Source organism: Sphingobacterium sp. SG20118 (genome assembly GCF_044740685.1).
Classification (GTDB): domain Bacteria; phylum Bacteroidota; class Bacteroidia; order Sphingobacteriales; family Sphingobacteriaceae; genus Sphingobacterium.
The window spans coordinates 1-21764 of the sequence record NZ_CP172826.1; the positions used below are offsets into that span (position 1 = coordinate 1).

General features: G+C 38.0%; 19 protein-coding genes. 11 read left to right on the plus strand and 8 right to left on the minus strand.

Annotation, left to right across the window (positions count from 1 at the left end; all coding sequences use genetic code 11):
* Positions 1-97: 97 nt before the first annotated feature.
* From ACFX5U_RS00005 to ACFX5U_RS00015, 3 genes are read right to left on the minus strand one after another with little or no spacing between them, the layout of a single operon-like run.
* Positions 98-1063 carry a transporter gene (locus ACFX5U_RS00005; protein WP_038695224.1) on the minus strand — a complete coding sequence of 322 codons (966 nt, stop codon included), beginning with the start codon at positions 1061-1063 and terminating at the stop codon, positions 98-100.
* Between the two features lie 9 nt (positions 1064-1072).
* Complete coding sequence (locus ACFX5U_RS00010) at positions 1073-2029, minus strand: amidohydrolase (protein ID WP_400262204.1); 957 nt, start codon at positions 2027-2029, stop codon at positions 1073-1075.
* Positions 1968-2798, minus strand: a complete 831-nt coding sequence (locus tag ACFX5U_RS00015) for an amidohydrolase (protein WP_400262205.1) — start codon at positions 2796-2798, stop codon at positions 1968-1970. The genes ACFX5U_RS00010 and ACFX5U_RS00015 overlap by 62 nt, the downstream gene beginning before the upstream one ends.
* A 360-nt stretch (positions 2799-3158) precedes the next feature.
* Between ACFX5U_RS00015 and ACFX5U_RS00020 the strand changes: the two genes are divergently transcribed.
* Positions 3159-4271 carry an MBL fold metallo-hydrolase gene (locus ACFX5U_RS00020; protein ID WP_038695237.1) on the plus strand — a complete coding sequence of 371 codons (1113 nt, stop codon included), beginning with the start codon at positions 3159-3161 and terminating at the stop codon, positions 4269-4271.
* Between the two features lie 5 nt (positions 4272-4276).
* Here the strand turns inward: ACFX5U_RS00020 and ACFX5U_RS00025 are convergent, their stop codons facing one another.
* A complete protein-coding gene (locus tag ACFX5U_RS00025; protein WP_081918283.1) occupies positions 4277-5512 on the minus strand; it encodes a glycosyltransferase in 1236 nt (411 codons plus the stop codon).
* Positions 5513-5895: 383 nt separating this feature from the next.
* Here ACFX5U_RS00025 and ACFX5U_RS00030 point away from each other — a divergent pair, with 383 nt between their 5' ends.
* The 4 genes from ACFX5U_RS00030 to ACFX5U_RS00045 all read left to right on the plus strand — a co-directional run bounded on the left by ACFX5U_RS00030 (position 5896) and on the right by ACFX5U_RS00045 (position 10318).
* The gene (locus ACFX5U_RS00030; protein WP_400262206.1) at positions 5896-7065 is read left to right on the plus strand and encodes a YbhN family protein; all 1170 of its coding nucleotides are present in this window, start codon (positions 5896-5898) and stop codon (positions 7063-7065) included.
* Entirely contained in the window at positions 7040-8512 is a 1473-nt protein-coding gene (locus ACFX5U_RS00035) for a phosphatidylglycerol lysyltransferase domain-containing protein (protein WP_400262207.1), read from the plus strand. The genes ACFX5U_RS00030 and ACFX5U_RS00035 overlap by 26 nt, the downstream gene beginning before the upstream one ends.
* Positions 8513-8614: 102 nt before the next feature.
* A complete protein-coding gene (locus ACFX5U_RS00040) occupies positions 8615-9655 on the plus strand; it encodes an LLM class flavin-dependent oxidoreductase (protein ID WP_038695243.1) in 1041 nt (346 codons plus the stop codon).
* Positions 9656-9736: 81 nt separating this feature from the next.
* Entirely contained in the window at positions 9737-10318 is a 582-nt protein-coding gene (locus ACFX5U_RS00045; protein ID WP_038695245.1) for a tRNA-(ms[2]io[6]A)-hydroxylase, read from the plus strand.
* 59 nt (positions 10319-10377) lie between these two features.
* On the opposite strand, the gene ACFX5U_RS00050 is transcribed toward ACFX5U_RS00045, so the two are convergent.
* On the minus strand, positions 10378-10869 hold the full coding sequence (locus ACFX5U_RS00050) for a GNAT family N-acetyltransferase (protein WP_400262208.1): 492 nt from the start codon (positions 10867-10869) through the stop codon (positions 10378-10380).
* 323 nt (positions 10870-11192) lie between these two features.
* On the opposite strand from ACFX5U_RS00050, the gene rlmN reads away from it, so the two are divergent.
* Positions 11193-12257 carry a 23S rRNA (adenine(2503)-C(2))-methyltransferase RlmN gene (rlmN, locus tag ACFX5U_RS00055; RefSeq protein ID WP_280571326.1) on the plus strand — a complete coding sequence of 355 codons (1065 nt, stop codon included), beginning with the start codon at positions 11193-11195 and terminating at the stop codon, positions 12255-12257.
* Positions 12258-12428: 171 nt separating this feature from the next.
* Entirely contained in the window at positions 12429-13127 is a 699-nt protein-coding gene (locus ACFX5U_RS00060; RefSeq protein WP_400262209.1) for a ComF family protein, read from the plus strand.
* A gap of 92 nt (positions 13128-13219) precedes the next feature.
* Here ACFX5U_RS00060 and ACFX5U_RS00065 read toward each other — a convergent pair whose 3' ends face one another.
* Positions 13220-13600: a VanZ family protein gene (locus tag ACFX5U_RS00065; RefSeq protein ID WP_144243243.1), complete on the minus strand. Its 381-nt coding sequence runs from the start codon at positions 13598-13600 to the stop codon at positions 13220-13222.
* A 181-nt stretch (positions 13601-13781) separates the two neighbouring features.
* Here ACFX5U_RS00065 and ACFX5U_RS00070 point away from each other — a divergent pair, with 181 nt between their 5' ends.
* From ACFX5U_RS00070 to ACFX5U_RS00085, 4 genes are all read left to right on the plus strand, one after another.
* A complete protein-coding gene (locus tag ACFX5U_RS00070; RefSeq protein WP_038695249.1) occupies positions 13782-14135 on the plus strand; it encodes a PadR family transcriptional regulator in 354 nt (117 codons plus the stop codon).
* A gap of 11 nt (positions 14136-14146) precedes the next feature.
* Positions 14147-14965 (plus strand): PspC domain-containing protein, encoded by an 819-nt coding sequence (locus tag ACFX5U_RS00075; protein ID WP_400262210.1) that lies wholly within the window; start codon positions 14147-14149, stop codon positions 14963-14965.
* Between the two features lie 49 nt (positions 14966-15014).
* Positions 15015-15821 carry a hypothetical protein gene (locus ACFX5U_RS00080; protein ID WP_400263628.1) on the plus strand — a complete coding sequence of 269 codons (807 nt, stop codon included), beginning with the start codon at positions 15015-15017 and terminating at the stop codon, positions 15819-15821.
* Positions 15822-15941: 120 nt separating this feature from the next.
* Entirely contained in the window at positions 15942-18350 is a 2409-nt protein-coding gene (locus ACFX5U_RS00085; protein WP_400262211.1) for a TonB-dependent receptor domain-containing protein, read from the plus strand.
* A 213-nt stretch (positions 18351-18563) separates the two neighbouring features.
* On the opposite strand, the gene ACFX5U_RS00090 is transcribed toward ACFX5U_RS00085, so the two are convergent.
* A complete protein-coding gene (locus ACFX5U_RS00090; protein ID WP_038695255.1) occupies positions 18564-20183 on the minus strand; it encodes an NADP-dependent glyceraldehyde-3-phosphate dehydrogenase in 1620 nt (539 codons plus the stop codon).
* A gap of 85 nt (positions 20184-20268) precedes the next feature.
* On the minus strand, positions 20269-21705 hold the full coding sequence (locus tag ACFX5U_RS00095; protein ID WP_280571322.1) for an MFS transporter: 1437 nt from the start codon (positions 21703-21705) through the stop codon (positions 20269-20271).
* Positions 21706-21764 lie beyond the last annotated feature (59 nt).

Below are 21764 nucleotides of genomic sequence, written 5' to 3' on the forward strand. Positions count from 1 at the left end.
ATAACTGGTACCAATTTCAACTTCAACTGTGTTATTAAAGATAAATTCTCAATTATTTCTTTCTAGTCAAGAAATCTATTCAAAAGAAGTAAGCATATCAATGGCTCGATCCTTTTGTCGGTATTAAAATATTGACGCCTGCTTGAACTGCCATTCCACCAAAACGGCTTTCGGTCGCAAAATTTTGGGTAATACGAGCCATAGCCCCAATTTTTTTAGGGACAATCCAATAGGAAACAAACCCACCAACACCAGCAGTTTGGTCAGAAAGAAAACTACCCTCCGTTCCCTTGTCGTCCGAGACCTGTTTGGTGTAATGTCCAAATACACCCACTTCATCACCACGCGAGTTTAAGAGATACGAACCTCCCATGTCGACCGTAAGATGGCTGCCCTCTTTGAAGTCCGTATCTTTTTGCCATTGGTTGATCTCTAAAGTTGGTGCTATACTTAAGTTGATTTTGGGTTGCGGTTTGTATTGCAAAGCCCCACGTATATTGTGTGACCAATAGCCATGGCCACCATTATCTAAACTATTATGTTCATATTTCCCTGTTGGTGCCCATACTCCATAATTTAAGGCATATTTAAAGTTACCATCTTTCCAGGATAACCAGATGGGTTGGATGTACATGTCGCCAAAGCCGATACTTTTATTGGTGAAGTTATAGCGACCTGAACCTGTCTGTTGCGAATAGTAATCCAATGCGATACTGGCGGTAGGACTATTCAATGTCGGTATGATCATCATTCCCCAATCTGCATTTAGAATTTTTCCTTTACCGCCATATATGGCCATTAAAATAAATGAATGCGTTTTGACATTTTGTTCGATATTGAGCGTGGTCGGATTATTAGGTGTCGGATTGATCAGTTGATCCGATTTATTGCCCTGTTTATTATAATAGTTCATATTGGCATAACCATACCATACCGGTATAATAAAGCCAGCATGAGGGGCAAAATAATCATTAGGGTTAAAGGATGAACCATTGTAATGACCTTGCGCAAAACTACTGATACTGATCATCAGTAACAGCAGTAAATTGAGGAGCTTTTTCATAAGGTATGTTTATCTTTTAAATACTGTTTTTCCTTCTTTGATTGTTTCTAAGACCTGAATGGATCTAAGCTCTTTCGGGTCGATGGTCAATGGATCTTTATTCAAAATAACCAAGTCCGCGAGTTTACCTTCTTTTAAAGAGCCTTTTATATCTTCTTCATGGTACTGATAAGCAGCGTTGATCGTGATTGCTTTTAATGCATCGATTACTTTTATACGCTGTTCGGGACCTAAAACCATCCCAGAACGCGTTATTCTATTCACCGCAGCGTACACACCAGTCATCAAATCGGGAGGTGTAACAGGAGCATCGTGGTGAAGGGTGAACGTAATCCCAGCATCTTTAGCTGCGTTTGCGGGACTAATAAATGCGGCCCTTTCGGGACCAAAAACACTGCTATAATGCCAGTCTCCCCATAGGTATACATGTGCTGAAAAATAAGAAGGGATGACCCCTATATCTTTAATTTTTGAAATATGATCAGGTCTACTATTTTGTACGTGAATAAGCGTAGCACGAAGCTCTGGTTTATAAATTCCTTCTTGCCTCAATTTTCCGATTACACGTAATGCTTGATCAATAGCTGCATCACCATTTACGTGCAGTTGAGCGGTTATATTTTTCGAGAAGATTGTTTTTAAATCATCGTAGAGTACCTCATCCGTAAAGATGGGAAATCCTTTATAGTCTTTACTTTGTCCTTCAGGAGGGATCAAGTAGGGCTGTGTTAACCAAGCTGTTTTACCTTGAGGAGAGCCATCATCAGAGAATTTGAAACCTCCAAATTTGAGGTTATTTTCATATTTCATGTAATGAGGTAAAAAAGATTCCCATTCTTTTTTGTTAGCTTCAAAATCAGGGAAATAAACGATATCAGCTTTTATCAATTTTTTTGCAGCAGCCTCACGAAGCAACGTAAGTCCCACACCCATGGTTTCTACCGTCGCAAATCGTTGTTTGTCCATAACTGAACCATTCGTCTTGAGCAGCTAAAAAATCTTTGAGTGACTGCGATAGACCAGCAGTTTCAGGTGGTTTTGGTAGCAGTGCTGTTAGTTTCATGAGTGCCATAAAACTGGCATTTTCCTCTAGCTTTCCGTTCAATCGTTTGGTTTTAGGATCTCGCCTATAATGTCCACCTTCTGGATCTTTTACGTCTTCAGGGATTTGCAATAATTTGAGCATGGCACTATTGACCACACTAGCATGTCCAGAGGCATGTATGACGATAATGGGATGGGTAGTGCTTACGGCATCCAGCTCTTCACGGGTAGGATGTCGATGTTCTTCCATAATGGCATCATCATAGCCATTTCCCATGACAGGTGTAGTAGGATCTAATTGATACTTGTTGATGTATTCTTTTAACGTTGTCTGTAGCTCAGGAATATTATTGACTGTACCGTATGGGCTTGGCGAAAGATCCACTGCTTGCGACATACCTGCTCTGGAAGTAATATGCCCATGTGCGTCAATAAAACCCGGCATGAGGGTCTTATTCTCTAAATCGATCTGATTTGTATTATCTCCGATAAAACGCTTTGCATTTTGTTTGGAACCTGCAAATAGAATTTTTCCATCTTTTATCGCAATCGCTTCTACCTGCGGGTTATCATCTTCCATCGTTAAAATAGGACCACCATAATAGAGGGTATCGGCATCATTTTTAGCGTTTTTGCAACTTGTTATTACTAAGAACAACAAGATGATTTTTAGGTTATGTAATTTTAACATAGGAGATCTTTTTTCTGTAAAAAACGCGTAATTAAGCGGTTATTTTGTTGGATTAGCTTCTCTATATAAACTTCATTTTGCTTGTAATGTTTTGAATAATATTACTGAAGTACAATAAGAATACATCGTAGTGAACGGATTGTTTATTCAAAATATGAACTGCTCTAAGTCACGTTGAAAATAATCAGATTGATACATGTCTTGACCCGTAGTATTCATGGTATTTATTTTTTATTTGAAACGTCCTATAAGGTCGAGATAGGTTATTTTATTAATGAAAGAGCGATTTAGATCCCAGAGTAACAATCATTGGTACTATATTTTTTGTATATAATAAAAATTTAGCTTAGTTTGACGGCAATGAAAATCGGGAAATATCTAATCGTAATTCTTGCTAGTGTAACTATTCTTATTGTCATGGGTAATGTTTATTTAACGAGGCCTCTTTTTGGAGGGAATATCGCTGGGGAGCGTTTGGAGCGCATCAAGAAATCACCTAATTTTAGGAATACGCAGTTTCAAAATCTGGAGCACACGCCATCACTAAAAGAGGGGGAGAGCTTCGTGGGGGCGATGTATGCTTTTATGTTTAAAGATCGTGCTATCAGAAGTCCTAAGAGACCGCTTCCTGTCGTACAACAAGATCTTAAGAACCTACCTTCTGATGATCTGATGATTTGGTTCGGTCATTCTTCTTATTTGTTGCAGATAGACGGAAAGATAATCGTAGTCGATCCTGTCTTTTCTGATAATGCCTCGCCTGTACCTGGCAGCAATAAACCATTTCCTTTGTCCTATACTTATCAGGCTAGTGATTTTCCTGCTATTGATATGTTGTTGATCAGCCATGATCATTACGATCATTTGGATTATAAAACGATATTACAATTGCGTGCACAGATCAAACATGTTGTTTGTGGCCTTGGTGTCGGTGCCCATTTTGAAAGATGGGGGTTTGCAGCAAATCAGATCACGGAATTGGACTGGTTTGATGAGGCAAGAACGGAAGATGATTTTACTGTAATTGCAACACCTGCACGTCACTTCTCGGGAAGAAAATTTAAGCGTAATACCACCCTTTGGACATCTTTTGTGTTAAAAACAGCAACCTATAATCTGTTTTTAGGTGGTGATAGTGGATATGGTAAACATTTTAAAACGATAGGCGATAAATACGGTCCATTTGATTTGGCTATTTTGGAGAATGGTCAGTATAACGAAACTTGGCGTTATATCCACTCCATGCCTGATGAACTCCTAAAGGAGGTTGTTGATCTGCAGGCTAAACATTTTCTGCCGGTGCATTCGGGTAAGTTTGCTTTAGCACTACACGATTGGAAGGAGCCTTTATCTCTTGTAAGCCGGTATGCTGCGGAAGCCAATATCCCAGTTTTGACTCCAAAAATGGGTGAAATCGTTTATTTAAAGCAATTGGATAAACCGTATGAGAAATGGTGGGAAGGTCTTCAATAAGGCTGTTACTTATTCTTTTCCGCAATCCACAAGGATAGGTATTTAGTACTTTGTAGGGTGTGGTGTAACAAGAGTTGCCCCATGAAATTCTGTTGTCGATGTGCTTGAAGTTGTGCTTTTATGAAACGGATACTCATTAAAAAATCGTCTTCAAACTTGGTACGTGCGTAACGCTGATTTAGGATCGCTATGCCGTTGCTTTGCGCTTCTTGCCAGCGTGTTTTATTGTTATAGAGTTCGATTGCTTTTTCAATAAATAGCTGCGGTTCATTAGCAATAAAACCGTTCCAAGGTAAGTCGCCACACATGGCTTCGGCGCCAATGCTGGTTGTAACGGATGGTGTGCCGGTTTGCATGGCGTCTATAAACTTGCCTTTTACACCTGCTCCGAATTGGATAGGTGCCAAAAGGATGCGATGGTCAGCCATTGTGGTCTGGGCATTTTCCGTCCTTCCATGTATAAAGAAACGTTCTTTCGGATTATTGAGCTGCAGTACCTTTTGACTTGGGTAAGCTCCATAGATGTTTAATTTGGCTTGAGGAAGTTGTTTCCTAAGCAGGGGCCAGATCTCTTTTTTTAAATATTGTACCGTATTCCAATTGGGTTCGTGAATAAAATTGCCAATAAACATAAAATCTGCGCGCTCCTCGTAGGTTTTCCATGAATCGATGCAGGCATGGTCAATTTCTTCTTCTAAAAATGGTAGATAATAGAGGATAGCGGGGCTGATGGCAAATTGATTGGTCAACAATTGCATCTCAAGTTCGGAGATAATGATGGAGATATCCGATCGTAAGATTGCGGCTATTTCCCTTTTTGCGATATCGGAGTAAAGCAGTGTCTGATCAAACTGTTCCCCAGTTTTAGCATTGGACTGTCGGGCATGTCTTAGGAAGTGTAAATCCTCGGTATCGAGTATACGTACAGCATCTGGACATTCTTGAGCCACCCGCCAACTGTATTGTTCTTCGGTCATGAAGCGATCGAAAACAACGATTTGAGGATGAAGGTCGCGGACGAACTCATTGAATTGATCATCGTTAAGTTTGATTTCCACTTCTTTTATACCCATTGCTTTTAAATCGGCACTGTATGGCGATTTGGATGCAGCACTTGCGAATGTGATGGTGTTGTTATTTTTTTGAAAACTTTTCAGCAATTGGACCATGCGAAATCCCGCAGCTGAAGAACTCGGCTCCGGCCATACTAAACCGATAAAAAGTATTTCTTGTTTTTCCATCGATGGAAATTTACACAAAAACCCCAATAATATCTTCATTATATTTTCAATCGACTGGCTACTAGATTGTAATATTTACGTTTTGAAAAATAATAAAAGACAAAGAATACATGAATGAATAAGCAGGTCATTACTTTAAAATTAATGATGAATCATAATTCCATACTGGGTTAGCAGCGTAATTCCAAATTGTTTCTGTGGGAATAGGCATTGATAACAAAGGATAATTGCTTAACGTCCAAGAGGGGGGATGTCGCTAGATGTCAAAAGATATTAGGGTATAAAGCAGTAATTTATTTTGATTTAAAACAAGGATTACAATTTCTTTATTTAATGTGGGTAAATACTTTTTATATTTATAGTAGATAACGGCCATCATCCCTATGAAGAAATCATTGTTAAGCGGTATACAAAAATTCTCCCCTAAAACATATTGGAAAGAACTGTTAGCTGTTTTTATCGTGTTGTTGGCATTTGTTTTTTTTAGGAACGAACGTAAGGAGATAGCTTCAATAGGCCCGCAGTTGGCCACGGCGGACTTCAATTGGCTACTCGTCGGACTTGCCGTAACCCTCCTGTATATCCTATTGCAGGGGGTGATGTACATCTTTAGTTTTCGAACGATTGGATTGAAGTTGAATTTATGGGATGCGATTGAATTGTTTTTGAAAAGAAACCTACTGAGTGTCTTTCTTCCTGCAGGGGGAGTGAGCTCATTGGCGTATACAACATCGCAGTTAAGAAAGAAACAGCTCAATTCAACCAAGATCCATCAGGCGGGAGCGATATATGGTTATGTGGGGCTTTTGACCGTTTTTATTATTGGGGTGCCCATCATTCTGTATACGGTCTTTGATCATAAAAATTTTGATAATGCTTGGATATCACTGCTTGTTTTGGGCTTATTGCTCGGTTTATCTTTTGTTTTCTTTTGGTCGATTAGGGTAAAAAATGGGCTGTACCGTTGGCTGGAACTCAAATTTCCTAGTTTAATAGCCAATATACACGACATATTTTCTGCTCATATTCATAAAGGCTATTTATGGACCACGATCCTCATTTCAACCGGTATAGAGCTCTGTGGTATCGCGCATGCTTTTATTAGTATGCATGCGCTCCAGACGCATGTATCGTTTGAGGCTGCTGCAGTTGCCTATACCATTACCGTGGTTTTGATGATGGTATCACCCTTTTTGAGGGGACTAGGGGCCGTAGAGTTTACGATGTTGTACATATTGACTTCTTATGGCTATACGCAAGAGGAAGGCCTAGGTATTACCATCATCTATCGTTCATTTGAATTTTGGCTGCCTTTGCTATTTGGAATCATCTCCTTCATTTGGAGAGGGCGACAGATTATCGCACGTATTTTACCTGCAATTGCTATTTTCTTTTTAGGGATCATCAACCTCATCTCTGTGGCTACCCCTCCTTTGATGGAGCGTATGCAGCTTGAGAAATATTATCTGCCGATTGAAGCTATGCATGCTTCGAAGTTGATGGTTTCTGGTCTTAGGGCTTGGACTAATGGTGAGTGCAGCATACCTGATTAAAGGATATCGGTCTGCTTTCTGGATTGCGCTTACCTTTTCTTTTTTATCCTTGTTGGGTCATATTGGAAAAGCACTGGATTATGAAGAAGCCTTGGTATCCTTATTCATCATCATTTTATTGATCACCAACCAAAAGCAATATCGTATAAAAATCAATAAAAATTGGATGCGAATCGGTTTCGCTACTTTTTTTATTGCCTTGGCTGGAGTTTGCTTGTTTGGTTTTGTTTGTTTTTATGTCATTGATAAAAAGCACTTTGGTGTTGATTTTACATGGGAGCAATCCCTATACTACACCATGCAAAGCTTTTTATTGTTTAATGATGAGCTAAGGCCGCATACAGCGTTTGGTCAAGAGTTTTTGAATATCACCCATTTTTTGGGCCTTTTTTCATGGATACTATTACTTTACACGTTTTTATGTCCGCGGATCATTCATGAAGAGGATAAGGAACAAAATGTGTTGGATAGGGCAAAACGCTTGCTAAAACTATATGGTGGTTCACCGATGGATTATTTTAAAATTGCCGAAGATAAGCAGTTGTATTTTTCTAGGGTAACAGACGGCTTTGTAGCTTATCGCATCGGTCAAGCTTTTGCAATTGTTTTAGATGGGCCTGTATGTGCTATTGAGGATAAAGAAGAAGTAATTGTCGAATTTGAGGATTATTGCTCTTCTCTGGGGCTTAAGTCGGTGTATTATCGTGTAGACGAAGATAGCCTATCCTATTTTAATGCGCTTCGAAAACGTAAAATTATTATTGGACAGGAGGCATTGATGGATGTTTCTTTATTTTCCTTAGAGGGAAAAAATCGAAAATCACTTCGAAATGCTTTGAATAGTTTAGAAAAAAAGGGGTATACCACTCGGATTGTACAGGCTCCTCATGCTGCTGTGTTCATAACGGAATTGAAAGAGGTGTCTGATGAATGGTTGCGTGTATTTGATAAAAAGGAAATGGTTTTTTCGCAAGGACAATTTGATCCTGTAGCAATTTCTGAACAAGATGTAATCGTGGTACAGGATGAACATCAAAAAGTCGTATCATTTCTAAATATTATTCCTGATTTTACAGAGGGTGAGTGCACCTATGATCTGATTCGGAAAATAGAAAATGCTCCAGGGGGGTGTATGGATGCTTTGGTTGTGAAATTGGCGGAATATGCACGAAATAAGGGTAGGAAATATATCAATTTGGGTATGGTACCCATGAGTGGTATTGAATCTCCGGAGAGCCCTGCCGAACAAATTATGAAGTTTGCGGCAGATAAAGTTGGTTCTTTCAGACATTATCAGAGCCTGAGAGATTTCAAAGAGAAGTATGCGACTATTTGGGAAAATAAGTATTTAATTTTTGGCAATGATTTTGACTTATTACAATTGCCGCAAGCTTTGTCTAAGGTAATGAAGCCAGATAATGAGTCAGGTCCAGATGAAAGTAAATAGTTTGGGAACTACATAACACTTTTCACATTTTTATTGTTGTAGGTCAATTTTTTAGCGGTTCAAAATTGATAAGTTTGTAGTATATCATTTAAATAAAAGAATATGGAATTAGGAATAGGTATGTTTGGCGATTTGCATATTGATCCCAAAACAGGACAAATACAATCTTCGCAAGAGAAATTGCATCAAATTATTGAACAAGTAAAGTTGATGGATGAAGTAGGCCTTGACTTTTTTGGAATGGGTGAACATCATCGTCCAGACTATGCTGTTTCAGCTCCAGAAATTATATTAGCGGCGGCAGCTTCTGTCACTAAGAACATAAAATTAGGAAGTGCTGTCTCTGTATTGAGTTCTGCAGATCCTGTTAAACTCTATCAGGATTTTTCTACAGTTGATGTTTTATCTAATGGTCGCGCTGAGATTATGGCGGGAAGAGGATCTTTTATTGAGTCATTTCCTTTATTTGGCTATAATCTGAATGATTATGGTGCATTGTTTGAAGAAAAGTTAGATTTATTGGTGAAGTTGAATAATCAAGAGACGATTAGCTGGACGGGTAAATTTCGACCTACATTAGTCAATCAGCAAATATTTCCACGTCCTGTTCAACCCAAATTGCCGATATGGGTGGCTGTGGGTGGCACCACCTCATCTGTTATCCGTGCTGGGAAATTGGGTTTGCCCGTTATGTTTGCCATAATTGGAGGAACTTTCGAAGCTTTCAAACCTTTAGTCGAAATGTATCAACAGGCGTATGCCGATAATGGTCATGATATGTCCAATTATCAAGTTGGTGTACATGTGCATGCTTTGTTTGGTGATAATTCGCAGCAGGTAGCAGATGCTTATTACCCTATTTATGCAGCACAGATGAATCGCATCGGTGGTGATCGCGGCTGGCCTCCTTATCAACGGACCCAATATGATTTTGGACGTTCATCTCATGGTCATTTGATTATTGGGGATGCCGATTATGCTGTGGATAAGATTTTGAAAATCCAGGAGGCTTTAGGGTTGACACGTTTCTCTGCGCACATGGATGTGGGAGCACCTAGTCACCTTGATATGATGAAAGCAATTGAGGTTTTTGGTTCGAAAATCGCTCCGCAAGTAAGAGCTGCTCTTAAAAAAGGAGAATAAGGCTATCGCAAAACTAATTGCGAATATTTTTATATCGCTTGGATATGCTTAACTTTGTGTTTTAAAAATAGATAGGACAAAATGTTAGGATTGAAATTGTTAACGGATCCAAGGTGGGCAAATATTGCAGAAGGAAATTTAGAGGAGATACTGACTGATCACGCTTGGTGTGAGCAAAAGGCAGCTTCAAATGCGATTTCTTTAATTATGTACAACTCTGAACATGAAGAGTTGGTACACGAATTGACAGCGATTGCAATTGAGGAAATGCAACATTTCCAAATGGTCATCGATATTATTAAAGAAAGAGGCTATACCCTAGGTAAGGAGCGTAAAGATGATTACGTGGGGCAGTTGATGAAATTCAATAAGAAAGATGGTTCTCGTAATATGGCTTTTATAGACCGTTTACTGTTTGCCGCAATGATTGAGGCGAGAAGTTGTGAACGTTTTAGGGTATTATCTCTAAATATTAAAGATGAAAAGTTAGCGAAGTTCTATTATGACTTAATGGTTTCCGAAGCAAATCATTACACAACGTTTCTTAATTTTGCACGTCAATTTTCGACAGATGTGGATGTGGACAAGCGTTGGAAAGAATGGTTGGATTTTGAAGGAGAACTGATACAGTCTTATGGCACTAAAGAAGCAATACACGGATAGATTCGTGCTATTGGAATAGTAAGATCCCCATTTTCAGTATTGAAAATGGGGATCTTACGTTATATCAAGGTTGATCTTCGCTCTAAAATACAGTTGTCCATCCAGACGCCCTTTAATTGTGCAACTTGATGTTGTGTGCCCAGTAGTCGAAACCCAAATTTTAGATGGAGCGCTATACTTTTTTCGTTCTCAGGAAAAATAAAGGACATAATCGTCCATATACCAGCTTTCTCAGATCTATCAATGATATGTTGCATGAGGATTTTCCCAAGTCCTTTGCCTTGATGATGTTGATCGATATAAATGCTGAGCTCCGTGACACCCTGATATCCTGTTCGCTGCAAAACGGGAGATAATGCAACCCAACCTATTAGAGCGTTGTTTTCAATAGCGACAAACCGCATCGCGGGCAGATGATCTTTATCCCAATCTTCCCAAGTACTTGTCTTTGTCGCTAATGTGATATTTCCGGCATCGATCGCCTGTTGGTAGATGCGTGCAATATCGGGGTAATGCCTTTGTTCTAGATGCTGTATTTCTATCTGTAGCATATGATGGTGCTTTATGTCTTTTTTACTGCTGTTGCGGTATCTCTTATGATGATTCAAAACTAGGAAAAGTTTTGAAGGCTATTGCTAGATTATTCTTGTTTTTTTAAGTAAACATGGTTTTTCTGAAATGACCATGATCTTGTTTTTCATTTAGTTAAGTAGACTTGTCATGCATTTAGTAGGATCTGAAAGAGGTACTATGCTCTTCTTCTTGCTGAATTGGTATAGCATAACTAGAAGTAATAATTTAGGATTCAGATAGTTCTGCTTTTTATGACATTATAAAAATAAGATTTTTATATAAATAACCTTACCTTTGTCGTGTGACTGAGAAAAGTAAAATAATTGATATTCGTAGTCTGTCGATAGATCAGATTAAAGAGAAGCTTACTGAAATGGGTGAGCAAGGTTTCCGTGCAAAGCAAATTTATGAGTGGATTTGGGTAAAGTCTTGTATAGATTTTGATTTGATGAGTAACCTCAGTAAACCTTTGCGTGAAAAGCTGAAAGAAAATTTTGTTATTCGTGCAGTCAAGGTTAAGGAATCGCAGATCAGTTCGGATAGAACGATCAAGAGCAGTTTCGCTTTGTACGATGGTAACATCATTGAAGGTGTTTTGATTCCTGCTCCTGAGCGTATGACAGCATGTGTAAGTTCACAGGTAGGCTGTAGTTTGACCTGCAAATTTTGTGCGACAGGCTATATGGACCGTAAACGGAATTTGAATGCGGATGAGATATATGACCAGGTTGTTTTGATTGCAAAACAAGCAGAAGAAAAATATAATCAACCATTAACCAATATCGTGTATATGGGTATGGGTGAGCCGCTATTGAATTATGCCAATATGATGAAATCGGTAGAAAGAATTACTTCTCCTGATGGTTTGAATATGGCTGCAAAACGCATTACAGTATCTACTGCAGGTATTGCTAAGATGATCAAGAAGCTAGGTGACGATGAGGTCAGGTTTAATTTGGCCCTTTCATTACATGCTGCAAATGATAAAAAGCGTAATGAGATCATGCCTATCAATGAGCAAAATTCATTGGAAGCACTTGCGGATGCATTGAAATATTTTTACGCGAAGACTAAAAGCCCAATTACATTTGAATACATCGTTTTTGATAATTTTAATGATGAGTTAGAAGATGCAAAAGAGTTGGCCAGATTCTGTAAACATGTTCCTTGTAAGGTTAATATAATTGAATATAACCCCATCTCATTAGCTAGTTTTGTAAATGCTGATGCAGATAAGATTGAGGTTTTTGCTAATTATCTAAAAAATCAGGGTATCATTACCAATGTGCGTAGAAGTCGTGGAAAAGACATCGATGCGGCATGTGGTCAGTTAGCGATTAAAGATAAAGAAGCTCAAGAAGCTTAATAATAAGTGATTATCCTGCTATTTCTGTTACTGAATATTCCGTGATGGAAGAGGATAATGCAAAGCAATCATGAATGCCTATGAAATATAGCTGCTAATGAATCAGTTTGTTTTATTTACAATTTTAATTGTAAATAAAACAAATTTAGCTAAGTTCGTATAGGCATAATCATGATGAACAACCAATTTAGCCAGTATTTATCGGACTTTTTAGCACTTTTTTTTCCTAAAATTTGTGCGGGTTGCGGTCATGTCTTAGTCCGTCAAGAAAAACAACTCTGTACTTCCTGTTTATTTCACTTACCGATTACGAACTTTCATCAGGATCCAAATAATCAAGTCGCTCGTCAGCTGTGGGGGAAATTTCCATTTGAAAACGCAACGGCCATGTTATTGCTGAAAAAGGAAACGCGTGTTGAGCGGATTTTGTATCAGATAAAATATGCTAATCGGCCTCAACTGGCTTATTTCCTTGGAAGACAGTATGGAGAAACTTTAGTTAAAAGCCTGGTTTTTACAAATGTGGATGTGATCATCCCTATTCCTTTACATAAAAAAAAGCTTAAGAAAAGAGGCTATAACCAATCATTTTATTTGGCAAAAGGTATTGGAATGGCGTTATCGAAACCGGTTTTAGAACATGGGCTAATACGGGTGGGCGAGTCGGTAAGTCAGACCAAGAAATCAAGATTAGAACGCTATGACAATGTCCAGAATGTGTTTTTATGCGCAGATGGGCATAGTTTGAAAGGTAAACGTGTGCTATTGGTGGATGATGTGTTGACAACGGGAGCTACCCTTACTGCTGCTGCAGAGCAACTTATTGCCGCAGGTTGTACGATATCTGTTTTAACTTTGGCTAGAGCTTAGCTGTATTGATATCCTAAGGTTTCAGAGTAGTGTTGTAAAATGTGTATTCTTTAGTTACAAGGCGGGGACTGTCCATCCCCATAAATCTTGTTTTATTTTCGTCTTACGTAAAAAAGCAAATAGGCAAAACCTGACATTCCAATACCCACACTATCTGCGAATAAATCCCACCAATCACCGGTTCTGTAGGTGAAAATATAAAGTTGTAAAGCTTCTGTTAATAAAGCGAATAGGATCCCTAGAATGCTCACAACTATGACGGGTACCCATCGAGATGGACGACCTTTGAATTGAATTAATACGCCATTATAAATTAATGTACAAAACACGAAGAACATCCCTGCGTGTACAAGCTTATCCATTCCTGGATAGGATGGTACTTTTTCAAAATTTTGTCCCGGCATACAACAAAGTAGAATCACTATTACTGCCCAGAGCATTACCCATTTGTAATCTAATAATAATCTTATCATGCTCTCCTTATAATCAATTTTCGTGCTAAAATAGGGATAAATTTGAGAAATAGTGAAATATTGACGTTAAATGATAATTAAAATTATTACGCTGATTATCAGCATGTTGAGAAATATGTTTCCACTAACATAGTACTGTGTATTGCATAGTACATAATAAAACATATATCTTTGTATTGTTATGATAGCTGAAAATACACAAATACAGATGCGGAAGGGAATACTTGAATATTGTATTCTTTCTATTATTTCCCGAGGGGAGATCTATGCATCAGATATCATCAGCGAACTGAAGAAAGCGCAGCTCTTGGTCGTAGAAGGTACATTATACCCTTTACTAACAAGACTTAAAAATAACGGTTTGCTGAGTTATATATGGAAGGAATCAACATCTGGTCCTCCACGTAAGTACTATGAGATTACGGAAGAAGGGCTTCAGGTTCTGGAGCGCTTGGATGTGACGTGGAAGGAACTGCTGTTTGCAGTGGAGATATCCTTAGCAGATAGAATTAATAAAATCGATAAATCAATATAACCTATATAACCATGAACAAGACTATAATTATCAATATAAATAGTATCGTTTTTCATATAGAAGAGGACGCATATGATGTGTTGCGCAATTATATGATTGATATTAAAAAGCATTTCGGAAGTTCGGAAGATAGCAAAGAGATTTTGGAGGATATTGAAAATCGCATTGCAGAAATGTTTACGGAGAAGATTCAGCTCGGAATTAAAGAAGTGTTGAATATGGATGATGTCAATGCTGTAATCGCCCAGATGGGCAGTGTCAGTGATTTTGAAATCAACGAAGAGGATCAACAATATACTGGTCAAAGGACTAATTATACAGAAAATAGCTTTAGAACAGGTAAAAAGCTGATGCGTGACCCTGAAGATAAAGTGATCAGTGGTGTGTGTAGTGGTTTAGGGCATTACTTTGGTGTTGAGGCACGATGGATCAGGCTTTTATTTGTCTTATTTTTTGTAATCTTTGGCTCAGGATTTTTGATTTACATCATTTTATGGATTGTAATGCCGATTGCGGTGACCAGAGCAGACCGTATGGAAATGCGTGGAGAGTCGCCTAACATTCAGAATTTTAAAAGAAGTTTTGAAGAGGAATTGAGTGGCCTAAGAGAGAATTTTTCGGGTGTCGGTAATACTTTTAATAAAGGTGTTTCATCGGCAGGTAATGCGTTTGGAGAAATCATCAAGCTTTTCGCTAAAGTAATTGGTTTAATTGTCGCCTTTAGCATAGGTCTAAGCTTGATATCATTGCTGATTGCGCTCATCTTTTTTAGCTTGGGGATTGCTGGGATAACAGACCGTGGCGTGATAGAAACCCTTAAATCTGATTGATCCAACTCAGGCTCCATGGGCGCTAGCAGCAGCTTTTTTAGCGGTTGCGATTCCGTTTGCAGGTTTGTTTTACCTGATCATACGTCTTTTGTTTAACCGAAGATCGATGAATAATTATCTGACAACTTCTTTGTTTTTAGTATGGCTTATTTCATTGGGAGCTATGGTCTATTATGCAGGCTCAGTAGCGAAGGACTTTAAAGAAGAAAGTAGAATTGTCGAAGAAAAACCATTGGAGGTTAGGTCTATATATCGTATTAACGAACGTGATGTAAGGGTAATTAAAATTAATGGGGATGAGGGCCGTTCAAATCTGAAGATAGGCACCAACTTATCGGAATATCTACAGGACGATATCCGTATCCGTTTTGAACGCATTGATTCTACTCAAGCACCTTATATCAAATACGAATATGCCGCTAAGGGTTCTAATTATAATCTAGCAACTAAAAGAGCTTCTGCCATCAATTACAAAGCTGTTCAGGATAGTGTAAATATTGTTTTTGATAGTCACTTTAAATTGGGTGAAAAAGAGTTGTATCGAGATCAAAAAGTAAATGTTACCCTGTATCTTCCTGTTGGAGCAAAAGTAGTATTGAATAGGGATCTGCAACGTAATTATGCTGATATCTCCTATTATGAATGTTTTAATCGCTATGAAAATAATGATGTTAAAGAAACGGAATGGGTCATGACGAATCTCGGTTTGAAATGTGCGCTTCCGGAGGTGGTCGAGACGGACGATAAAAATGAAGAAGATGTTGTTGTGGATGATACAACAGTGATTAAGCGCGATACCATCATCAGTATTACTCCAAGTGGCGTCATTATAGAAAGCAAAGAAAAGAAAAAATAAGACCTAGGTGCTATGCACCTAGATTTTTAAAATAATCTCTTGAGATTGTAACATTATTTTAAAAATGTATACTAATCAATCATAGATTTCTATTTCGATAGAAGAAACCTAAACCATAAAATGAAAACGAAATTATTACTAACGGTCTTATTTGCAATCAGTACACAGCTACTCTGGGCGGCTATTGATGTGACTGGTAGGGTTGTGAATGAAAAAAATGAACAAATGAGTTCAGTGACTACTTATTTGATTCATAGTGCCAATAATACCATCTTGAAAACAGCCGTTACAAAGGAAGATGGGCAATATTCTTTTGAAAATATTGCTGCTGGATCTTATTATGTCGAAGCACGAATGATTGGTTACGATGTAAAGCGTTCGGCTATTTTCAACTATAGTAATACGAAGCAAGTGTTGGCTGATCTGCAGTTGGCGCCAAGTACTAATACGTTATCTGAAGTGACTGTAGAAGGGAAAAGACCTCTGGTTGAGAATAAGCAAGGAAAACTGATTTTAAATGTTGAAAATTCTCCTTTAGCCGCAGGCAATAATGGATTGGATATTGTACAGCGCGCTCCAGGAGTTAGCTTGGATAATGATAATAATCTACAGCTCATGGGGCAGTCTGGTGTTAAAGTTACGATCGACGGTCGTCAAACTTATATGACTGGTGAACAATTGGCGACGCTACTTAAAAGTACCGATGGTAACCAGATTAAGGCTGTTGAGGTGATCAAGTCACGTAGTGCTAAGGATGATGCCGAGGGTGCTGTAGGAACGATCAATATTGTGATGAAGAAGAGTCGGATGGAGGGTTTTAATGGTAATTTTTCTGCTACTGCTGGATTAGCCGAGAAGTTTAGAGGTAATACAGCATTGTCTCTTAATTACAAAAAAAATAACACCACTTATTTTGGGTCTTACTCGTATAGTGATGAACGATATATAAACCGAATTAATTTAGAGCGTATTATCGCAAACAATGGTGTGGAGACCGCATTTGATCAGAAATCAAATCTACATATCAAAGATCGGACACACGCATATAAAGTAGGAGTGGAACAGCGGACATCTGAGCGTAATGTGATGTCTTTGCAGTTTAATGGGAGTAATAATGTAGAGCTTAATGATAATGATAGTAAATCTTTTATCGGACCAAATCTGACTACGCTAGATTCTACATTGACCTCAATGTCTCAATTCAGGGAAGGATTTAATCGCTATTCTTTTAATTTTAATAATGAGTTTAAGATCGATTCGACCGGTAAAAAATTGGTCTTGGATTTGGATTGGAGTAAATTTAGAAATAGCAAAAAAGCAGATTATGACAATAGATTGTTTGATCTGAATAACGAATTAATAAGAGATCCAGAATTATTACGAAGTCAAATGCCAATTGGTATTGACATTTATGTTGCTAAGCTCGATTATAATCAACCGCTAAGCAAGACCTCTAACCTTGAAACAGGGGTGAAGTATTCAAATGTAAAGTCGGATAATAACCTCTTATTTGAGGAACAGCTGGATGGCGCTTGGACTGATATTGTCAATCGATCGAATCACTTTGTTTATACCGAGCAAATTACTGCAGGTTACATTGATTATGATAATCAAATCGGTAAATGGGGTATTAAGGCTGGTTTAAGAGGGGAATATACGCTATCCGATGGACACTCGATCACAGAGAATAAACAAGTAAAAAGAGATTATTTTGATTTGTTTCCATCTGCAAATTTGAGTTATGATGCAGATGAAAATCATATTTTCTCTTTAGGGTATTCGAGAAAAATCACAAGACCCAACTACCGCCAGCTTAACCCTTTTGATTATTTTATTGATAAATATACTTCAGAGCGTGGAAATCCGTACCTAAATCCGCAGTATGCAAACGAATTGAACTTGAATTATACCCTATATAAGAAGTATACAGTCACGTTGGGCTATAATGCACAGACTGATGCGATCGTTGAAAGTATGGGGCAGGATTCGGTTAAAAACACAACATGGGTGACACGTGAAAACCTTGGGAAAAGCAATTCAGCATTTGTGAATCTGAGCCTGCCAGTTCAAGTGGCGAAGTTCTGGTCTTCTTATAATAATATCACGGCTGTTTATATGAATTTTGATGGGGCAATAGCAGGGTCGGTCGTTAATAACACAAGTGTTCTGTTCCAAGTAAACTCGATGAGTTCTTTTAAACTGTCGCCGTCGGTTTCTGCAGAGATGAATCTTCGTTATTTCTCTCCGTTTACCTATAATATATATAAATTGGAAAGTCGCTGGGACGCACAAATTGGTATTACCAAAAACTTTAAAGATAAAAGAAGTTCGCTTAAACTTGCTGTTTCTGATATTTTCAATACCAGTAACCAGAATCTGTCGACGAATTTCTCATCGTTTAATACGAAGATTAGACAACATCAAGATCGTAGGGTTGCACGTTTGACTTATTCATATAAATTTGGGAATTTGAAAAATGTAGTTAAGAAAAAGAGTACAGATAATGAAGAAAAGCAACGTGCACAATAAAAATTAGTAGTTTCAATGTTTATTTAATATGTAGGCCGTAAGTATGAAAGTACTTGCGGTTTTTTTTATTCATGCTGTTTACGCTTTAATATGCAGAAGATAAATGGTATTTGTAACTTATGGTTTGTAGAGAGTCATCCTATGGGAAAGGAGTAACATGTGGCAATAGCGAAACAACTTTAAATAAAAAAAGGGGCAAAGCCCCTTTTTTGTTTAAAAGATGTATTTGGTACTTAAGAAATTGGAGCTATTGCTACTTACAATTTCGTTCAGTATTTTTTTGTTTTCATCCGTGAATTTCGCTGCGACAAGTGAACGAATCGAGAATGCACGTAATGCATCAACAACCGATAAAGTGCCTTCGGCACTATCTTTACGGCCAGTAAACGGGAAGTTGTCTGGTCCTCTTTGGCATTGACAATTAATATTTACACGACTTACTTGGTTCACTAGTGGATCGATTAAAGATGATATCACAGCTGCATTGTTGCTGAAAATACTTACTTGCTGACCATGAGATGATTCAATCAGATATTCAATTGGTTCCTCCAAGTCATCAAATGGAACTACAGGGATAACTGGGCCAAACTGTTCTTCTCTGTAAAGTTTCATATTGGCATTTACGGGATACACAATTGCAGGATATACAAATGATTCCGCAACTTGTCCGCCATTTGGATTAATGACTTTTGCTCCATTCGCAATCGCATCTTCGATACACTCCGTTAGATAAGCAGGTTTATTCAATTCAGGTAGTGGGGTCAACGAGACTCCTTTTTCCCAAGGCATACCAAACTTCAGTTTCTCTACTTCAACTGTCAAGCGTTTCAAGAATTCCTGAGCAATACTGCGGTGTACATACACTATTTTGATTGCTGTACAACGTTGCCCATTGAATGATAGTGAACCTAGCACCGTTTCTGATACGGCCAAATTGAGGTCTGCATCTTTTGTAATAATCGCAGCATTTTTGGCATCTAAACCTAAAATGGCACGAAGACGATTTACTTTTGGATGTAGTTTTTTTAATTCATTGGCGACCTTACTAGATCCAATTAAAGTTAAAACGTTAATTTTTCCAGACTGCATCAAGCTCGGAACAATATTATTACCTCTACCATAGATGGTATTGACCACACCTTTAGGAAAACTTGTTCTGAAGGCATCTAATAAAGGGTAATGTAATAAAGTACCATGCTTAGGTGGTTTGAATAACAGCGTATTCCCCATTATCAATGCCGGTATTAGCGTGGTAAAGGTTTCGTTCAAAGGATAATTGAACGGCCCCATACAAAGTACTACACCTAGTGGTGAACGTCTGATCTGCGCAATGATACCTTGTTCTATCTCGAATCTTGATGATTGTCTATCGATATCTTTTAAAGCGTCGATAGTTGCATAAATGTATTCTACTGTACGATCAAATTCTTTAATAGAATCAGTGAATGATTTTCCGATTTCCCACATGATCAATTTGACAACGATGTCTTTCTTCTCGATCATTTTTTTCGTGAAATTCTCGACACAAGTAATGCGATCAGCGACACTCATTGTTGGCCATTCTCCGCGTCCGTTATCAAAAGCATTAACAGCAGCATCTAACGCAGCCATTGATTCTTTTTCTGTACATACAGGGAAACTACCGATGCGTTTTCGTTGAAGACCATCCTTGGTCTTAACACATATCGGTGAAAAAACTTCATTGATTTGACCTTCCCAAGGAATCATTTCCCCATCAGAAAGGAACTCGCGTTGATCGACTTGTTGTTGAAGCGTAAATTCAGGAGGGATGTTACTCTCCTCGTAGAAAATACTTTCTAATTCTAAGTTCATTTTAGAGTTTAATTTAATTTTGGATTAGGTGTTGAATTATTTATATTATAAAGATACAATATTTTATAAATCTACAAAATTTCCGTTATAAATTTACAATTTTCATTTTTGGAACTAATGCCTTCATGACTACCCACGCAATAAGATAGGCAAAAGCACAAAAGGAAAAAATGATGAAATAACCCGCAGCCTCTCCATTGAACCCCATAAATTTCATTTGTGTTTCTTTAGCATAATCAAAAAGAACACCTGATATTTTGTTGATGATAAATGCACCTAAACCTCCTGCTAAACCACCGATGCCGGTTACTGTAGCAATAGCTTTCTTTGGAAACATGTCGCCGACGGTACAGAAAATATTAGCCGACCAAGATTGATGTGCAGCTCCCGCTATCCCAATAAAGATTACTGGAACCCAATAGGAAATATAGCCTAATGGTTGTGCAAATAATACTATTAATGGAATAAATGCAAAAATTAACATCGCTTTCATTCTGCCATCATAGGGATTCATACCTTTCTTTTCAACAAAGAGTGTGGGCAGATATCCGCCGTAGATGGAGAATAGTGTAATCGCATATAAAACAAAAATAGCGAGTTGTCCCTGTGTATCCGACGACTTAATGTCATACACGCTACTGAGGTAAGCAGGCATCCAAAATAGAAAAAACCACCACACACCATCTGTCATAAATTTTCCAAAGGCAAAAGCCCATGTTTGTTTATGTTTAAAGCATTCGAGGAAAGAGACTCTTATCTTTTCATTGGATTTTTGTTCTTCTGTATGATGAGCAGAGTCTTGTAAGATGTAGGTTAGCTCACTTTCATTAACCTTAGGGTGTTCTTCAGGTTTTTTATACATAAATATCCAAAATCCCATCCATATAAAACCCAGCGCTCCAATAATAATAAAGGACATCTCCCAACCATAGTGTTTGGCAATTGTAGGTATGGTTATGGGTGCCACTAATGCGCCGATAGTTGCCCCTGCATTAAAGATACTGGTCGATAAGCCACGATCTTTTTTGGGGAAATATTCTGCAGTTGCTTTAATTGCCGCAGGAAAGTTCCCCGCTTCTCCTACTGCTAATACAAAACGTGCAAAAATGAATAAGGTGACACTTGTACTGATTACTAAACCAACATCATTAACCGTTGCTATTGCTGCTTTGGACTCCTCGAAGTTAAAAATCCAATTTCCCGTCAGTTGCCCCGCTGTAACGATGCCGCAGAATGCATGAAGAATAGCACCAATTGACCAAATACCAATAGCCCAAAGAAAGCCTTTTTTTGTATCCATCCAATCTACGAAACGTCCTGCAAATAACATGCTTACGGCATAAAATATGGAAAATAAAGCCGTAATGTTTCCGTAGTCGTTGTTTGTCCAGTGAAACTCGGGGCTGATAAAGTCTTTCCAAGTTAAAGAAAGTACTTGCCTATCTAAATAGTTTATAGTGGTAGCAAAAAAAAGGAGGGCACAAACGCTCCAGCGATACTTTGTTGGTTTATTATTGTTCATCTTTTTGGTTTACTTTTTCTATATATTATTGGTATAAAGAAAAATAAGTTTATTGTTTT

Excerpts from the sequence above, each read along its gene's own strand:
- ACFX5U_RS00005 (WP_038695224.1), bottom strand. The coding sequence starts at position 1,063 with ATGAAAAAGCTCCTCAATTTACTGCTGTTACTGATGATCAGTATCAGT.
- ACFX5U_RS00010 (WP_400262204.1), bottom strand. The coding sequence starts at position 2,029 with ATGGACAAACAACGATTTGCGACGGTAGAAACCATGGGTGTGGGACTT.
- ACFX5U_RS00015 (WP_400262205.1), bottom strand. The coding sequence starts at position 2,798 with ATGTTAAAATTACATAACCTAAAAATCATCTTGTTGTTCTTAGTAATA.
- ACFX5U_RS00020 (WP_038695237.1), top strand. The coding sequence starts at position 3,159 with ATGAAAATCGGGAAATATCTAATCGTAATTCTTGCTAGTGTAACTATT.
- ACFX5U_RS00025 (WP_081918283.1), bottom strand. The coding sequence starts at position 5,512 with ATGGAAAAACAAGAAATACTTTTTATCGGTTTAGTATGGCCGGAGCCG.
- ACFX5U_RS00030 (WP_400262206.1), top strand. The coding sequence starts at position 5,896 with ATGAAGAAATCATTGTTAAGCGGTATACAAAAATTCTCCCCTAAAACA.
- ACFX5U_RS00035 (WP_400262207.1), top strand. The coding sequence starts at position 7,040 with ATGGTGAGTGCAGCATACCTGATTAAAGGATATCGGTCTGCTTTCTGG.
- ACFX5U_RS00040 (WP_038695243.1), top strand. The coding sequence starts at position 8,615 with ATGGAATTAGGAATAGGTATGTTTGGCGATTTGCATATTGATCCCAAA.
- ACFX5U_RS00045 (WP_038695245.1), top strand. The coding sequence starts at position 9,737 with ATGTTAGGATTGAAATTGTTAACGGATCCAAGGTGGGCAAATATTGCA.
- ACFX5U_RS00050 (WP_400262208.1), bottom strand. The coding sequence starts at position 10,869 with ATGCTACAGATAGAAATACAGCATCTAGAACAAAGGCATTACCCCGAT.
- ACFX5U_RS00060 (WP_400262209.1), top strand. The coding sequence starts at position 12,429 with ATGATGAACAACCAATTTAGCCAGTATTTATCGGACTTTTTAGCACTT.
- ACFX5U_RS00065 (WP_144243243.1), bottom strand. The coding sequence starts at position 13,600 with ATGATAAGATTATTATTAGATTACAAATGGGTAATGCTCTGGGCAGTA.
- ACFX5U_RS00070 (WP_038695249.1), top strand. The coding sequence starts at position 13,782 with ATGATAGCTGAAAATACACAAATACAGATGCGGAAGGGAATACTTGAA.
- ACFX5U_RS00075 (WP_400262210.1), top strand. The coding sequence starts at position 14,147 with ATGAACAAGACTATAATTATCAATATAAATAGTATCGTTTTTCATATA.
- ACFX5U_RS00085 (WP_400262211.1), top strand. The coding sequence starts at position 15,942 with ATGAAAACGAAATTATTACTAACGGTCTTATTTGCAATCAGTACACAG.
- ACFX5U_RS00090 (WP_038695255.1), bottom strand. The coding sequence starts at position 20,183 with ATGAACTTAGAATTAGAAAGTATTTTCTACGAGGAGAGTAACATCCCT.
- ACFX5U_RS00095 (WP_280571322.1), bottom strand. The coding sequence starts at position 21,705 with ATGAACAATAATAAACCAACAAAGTATCGCTGGAGCGTTTGTGCCCTC.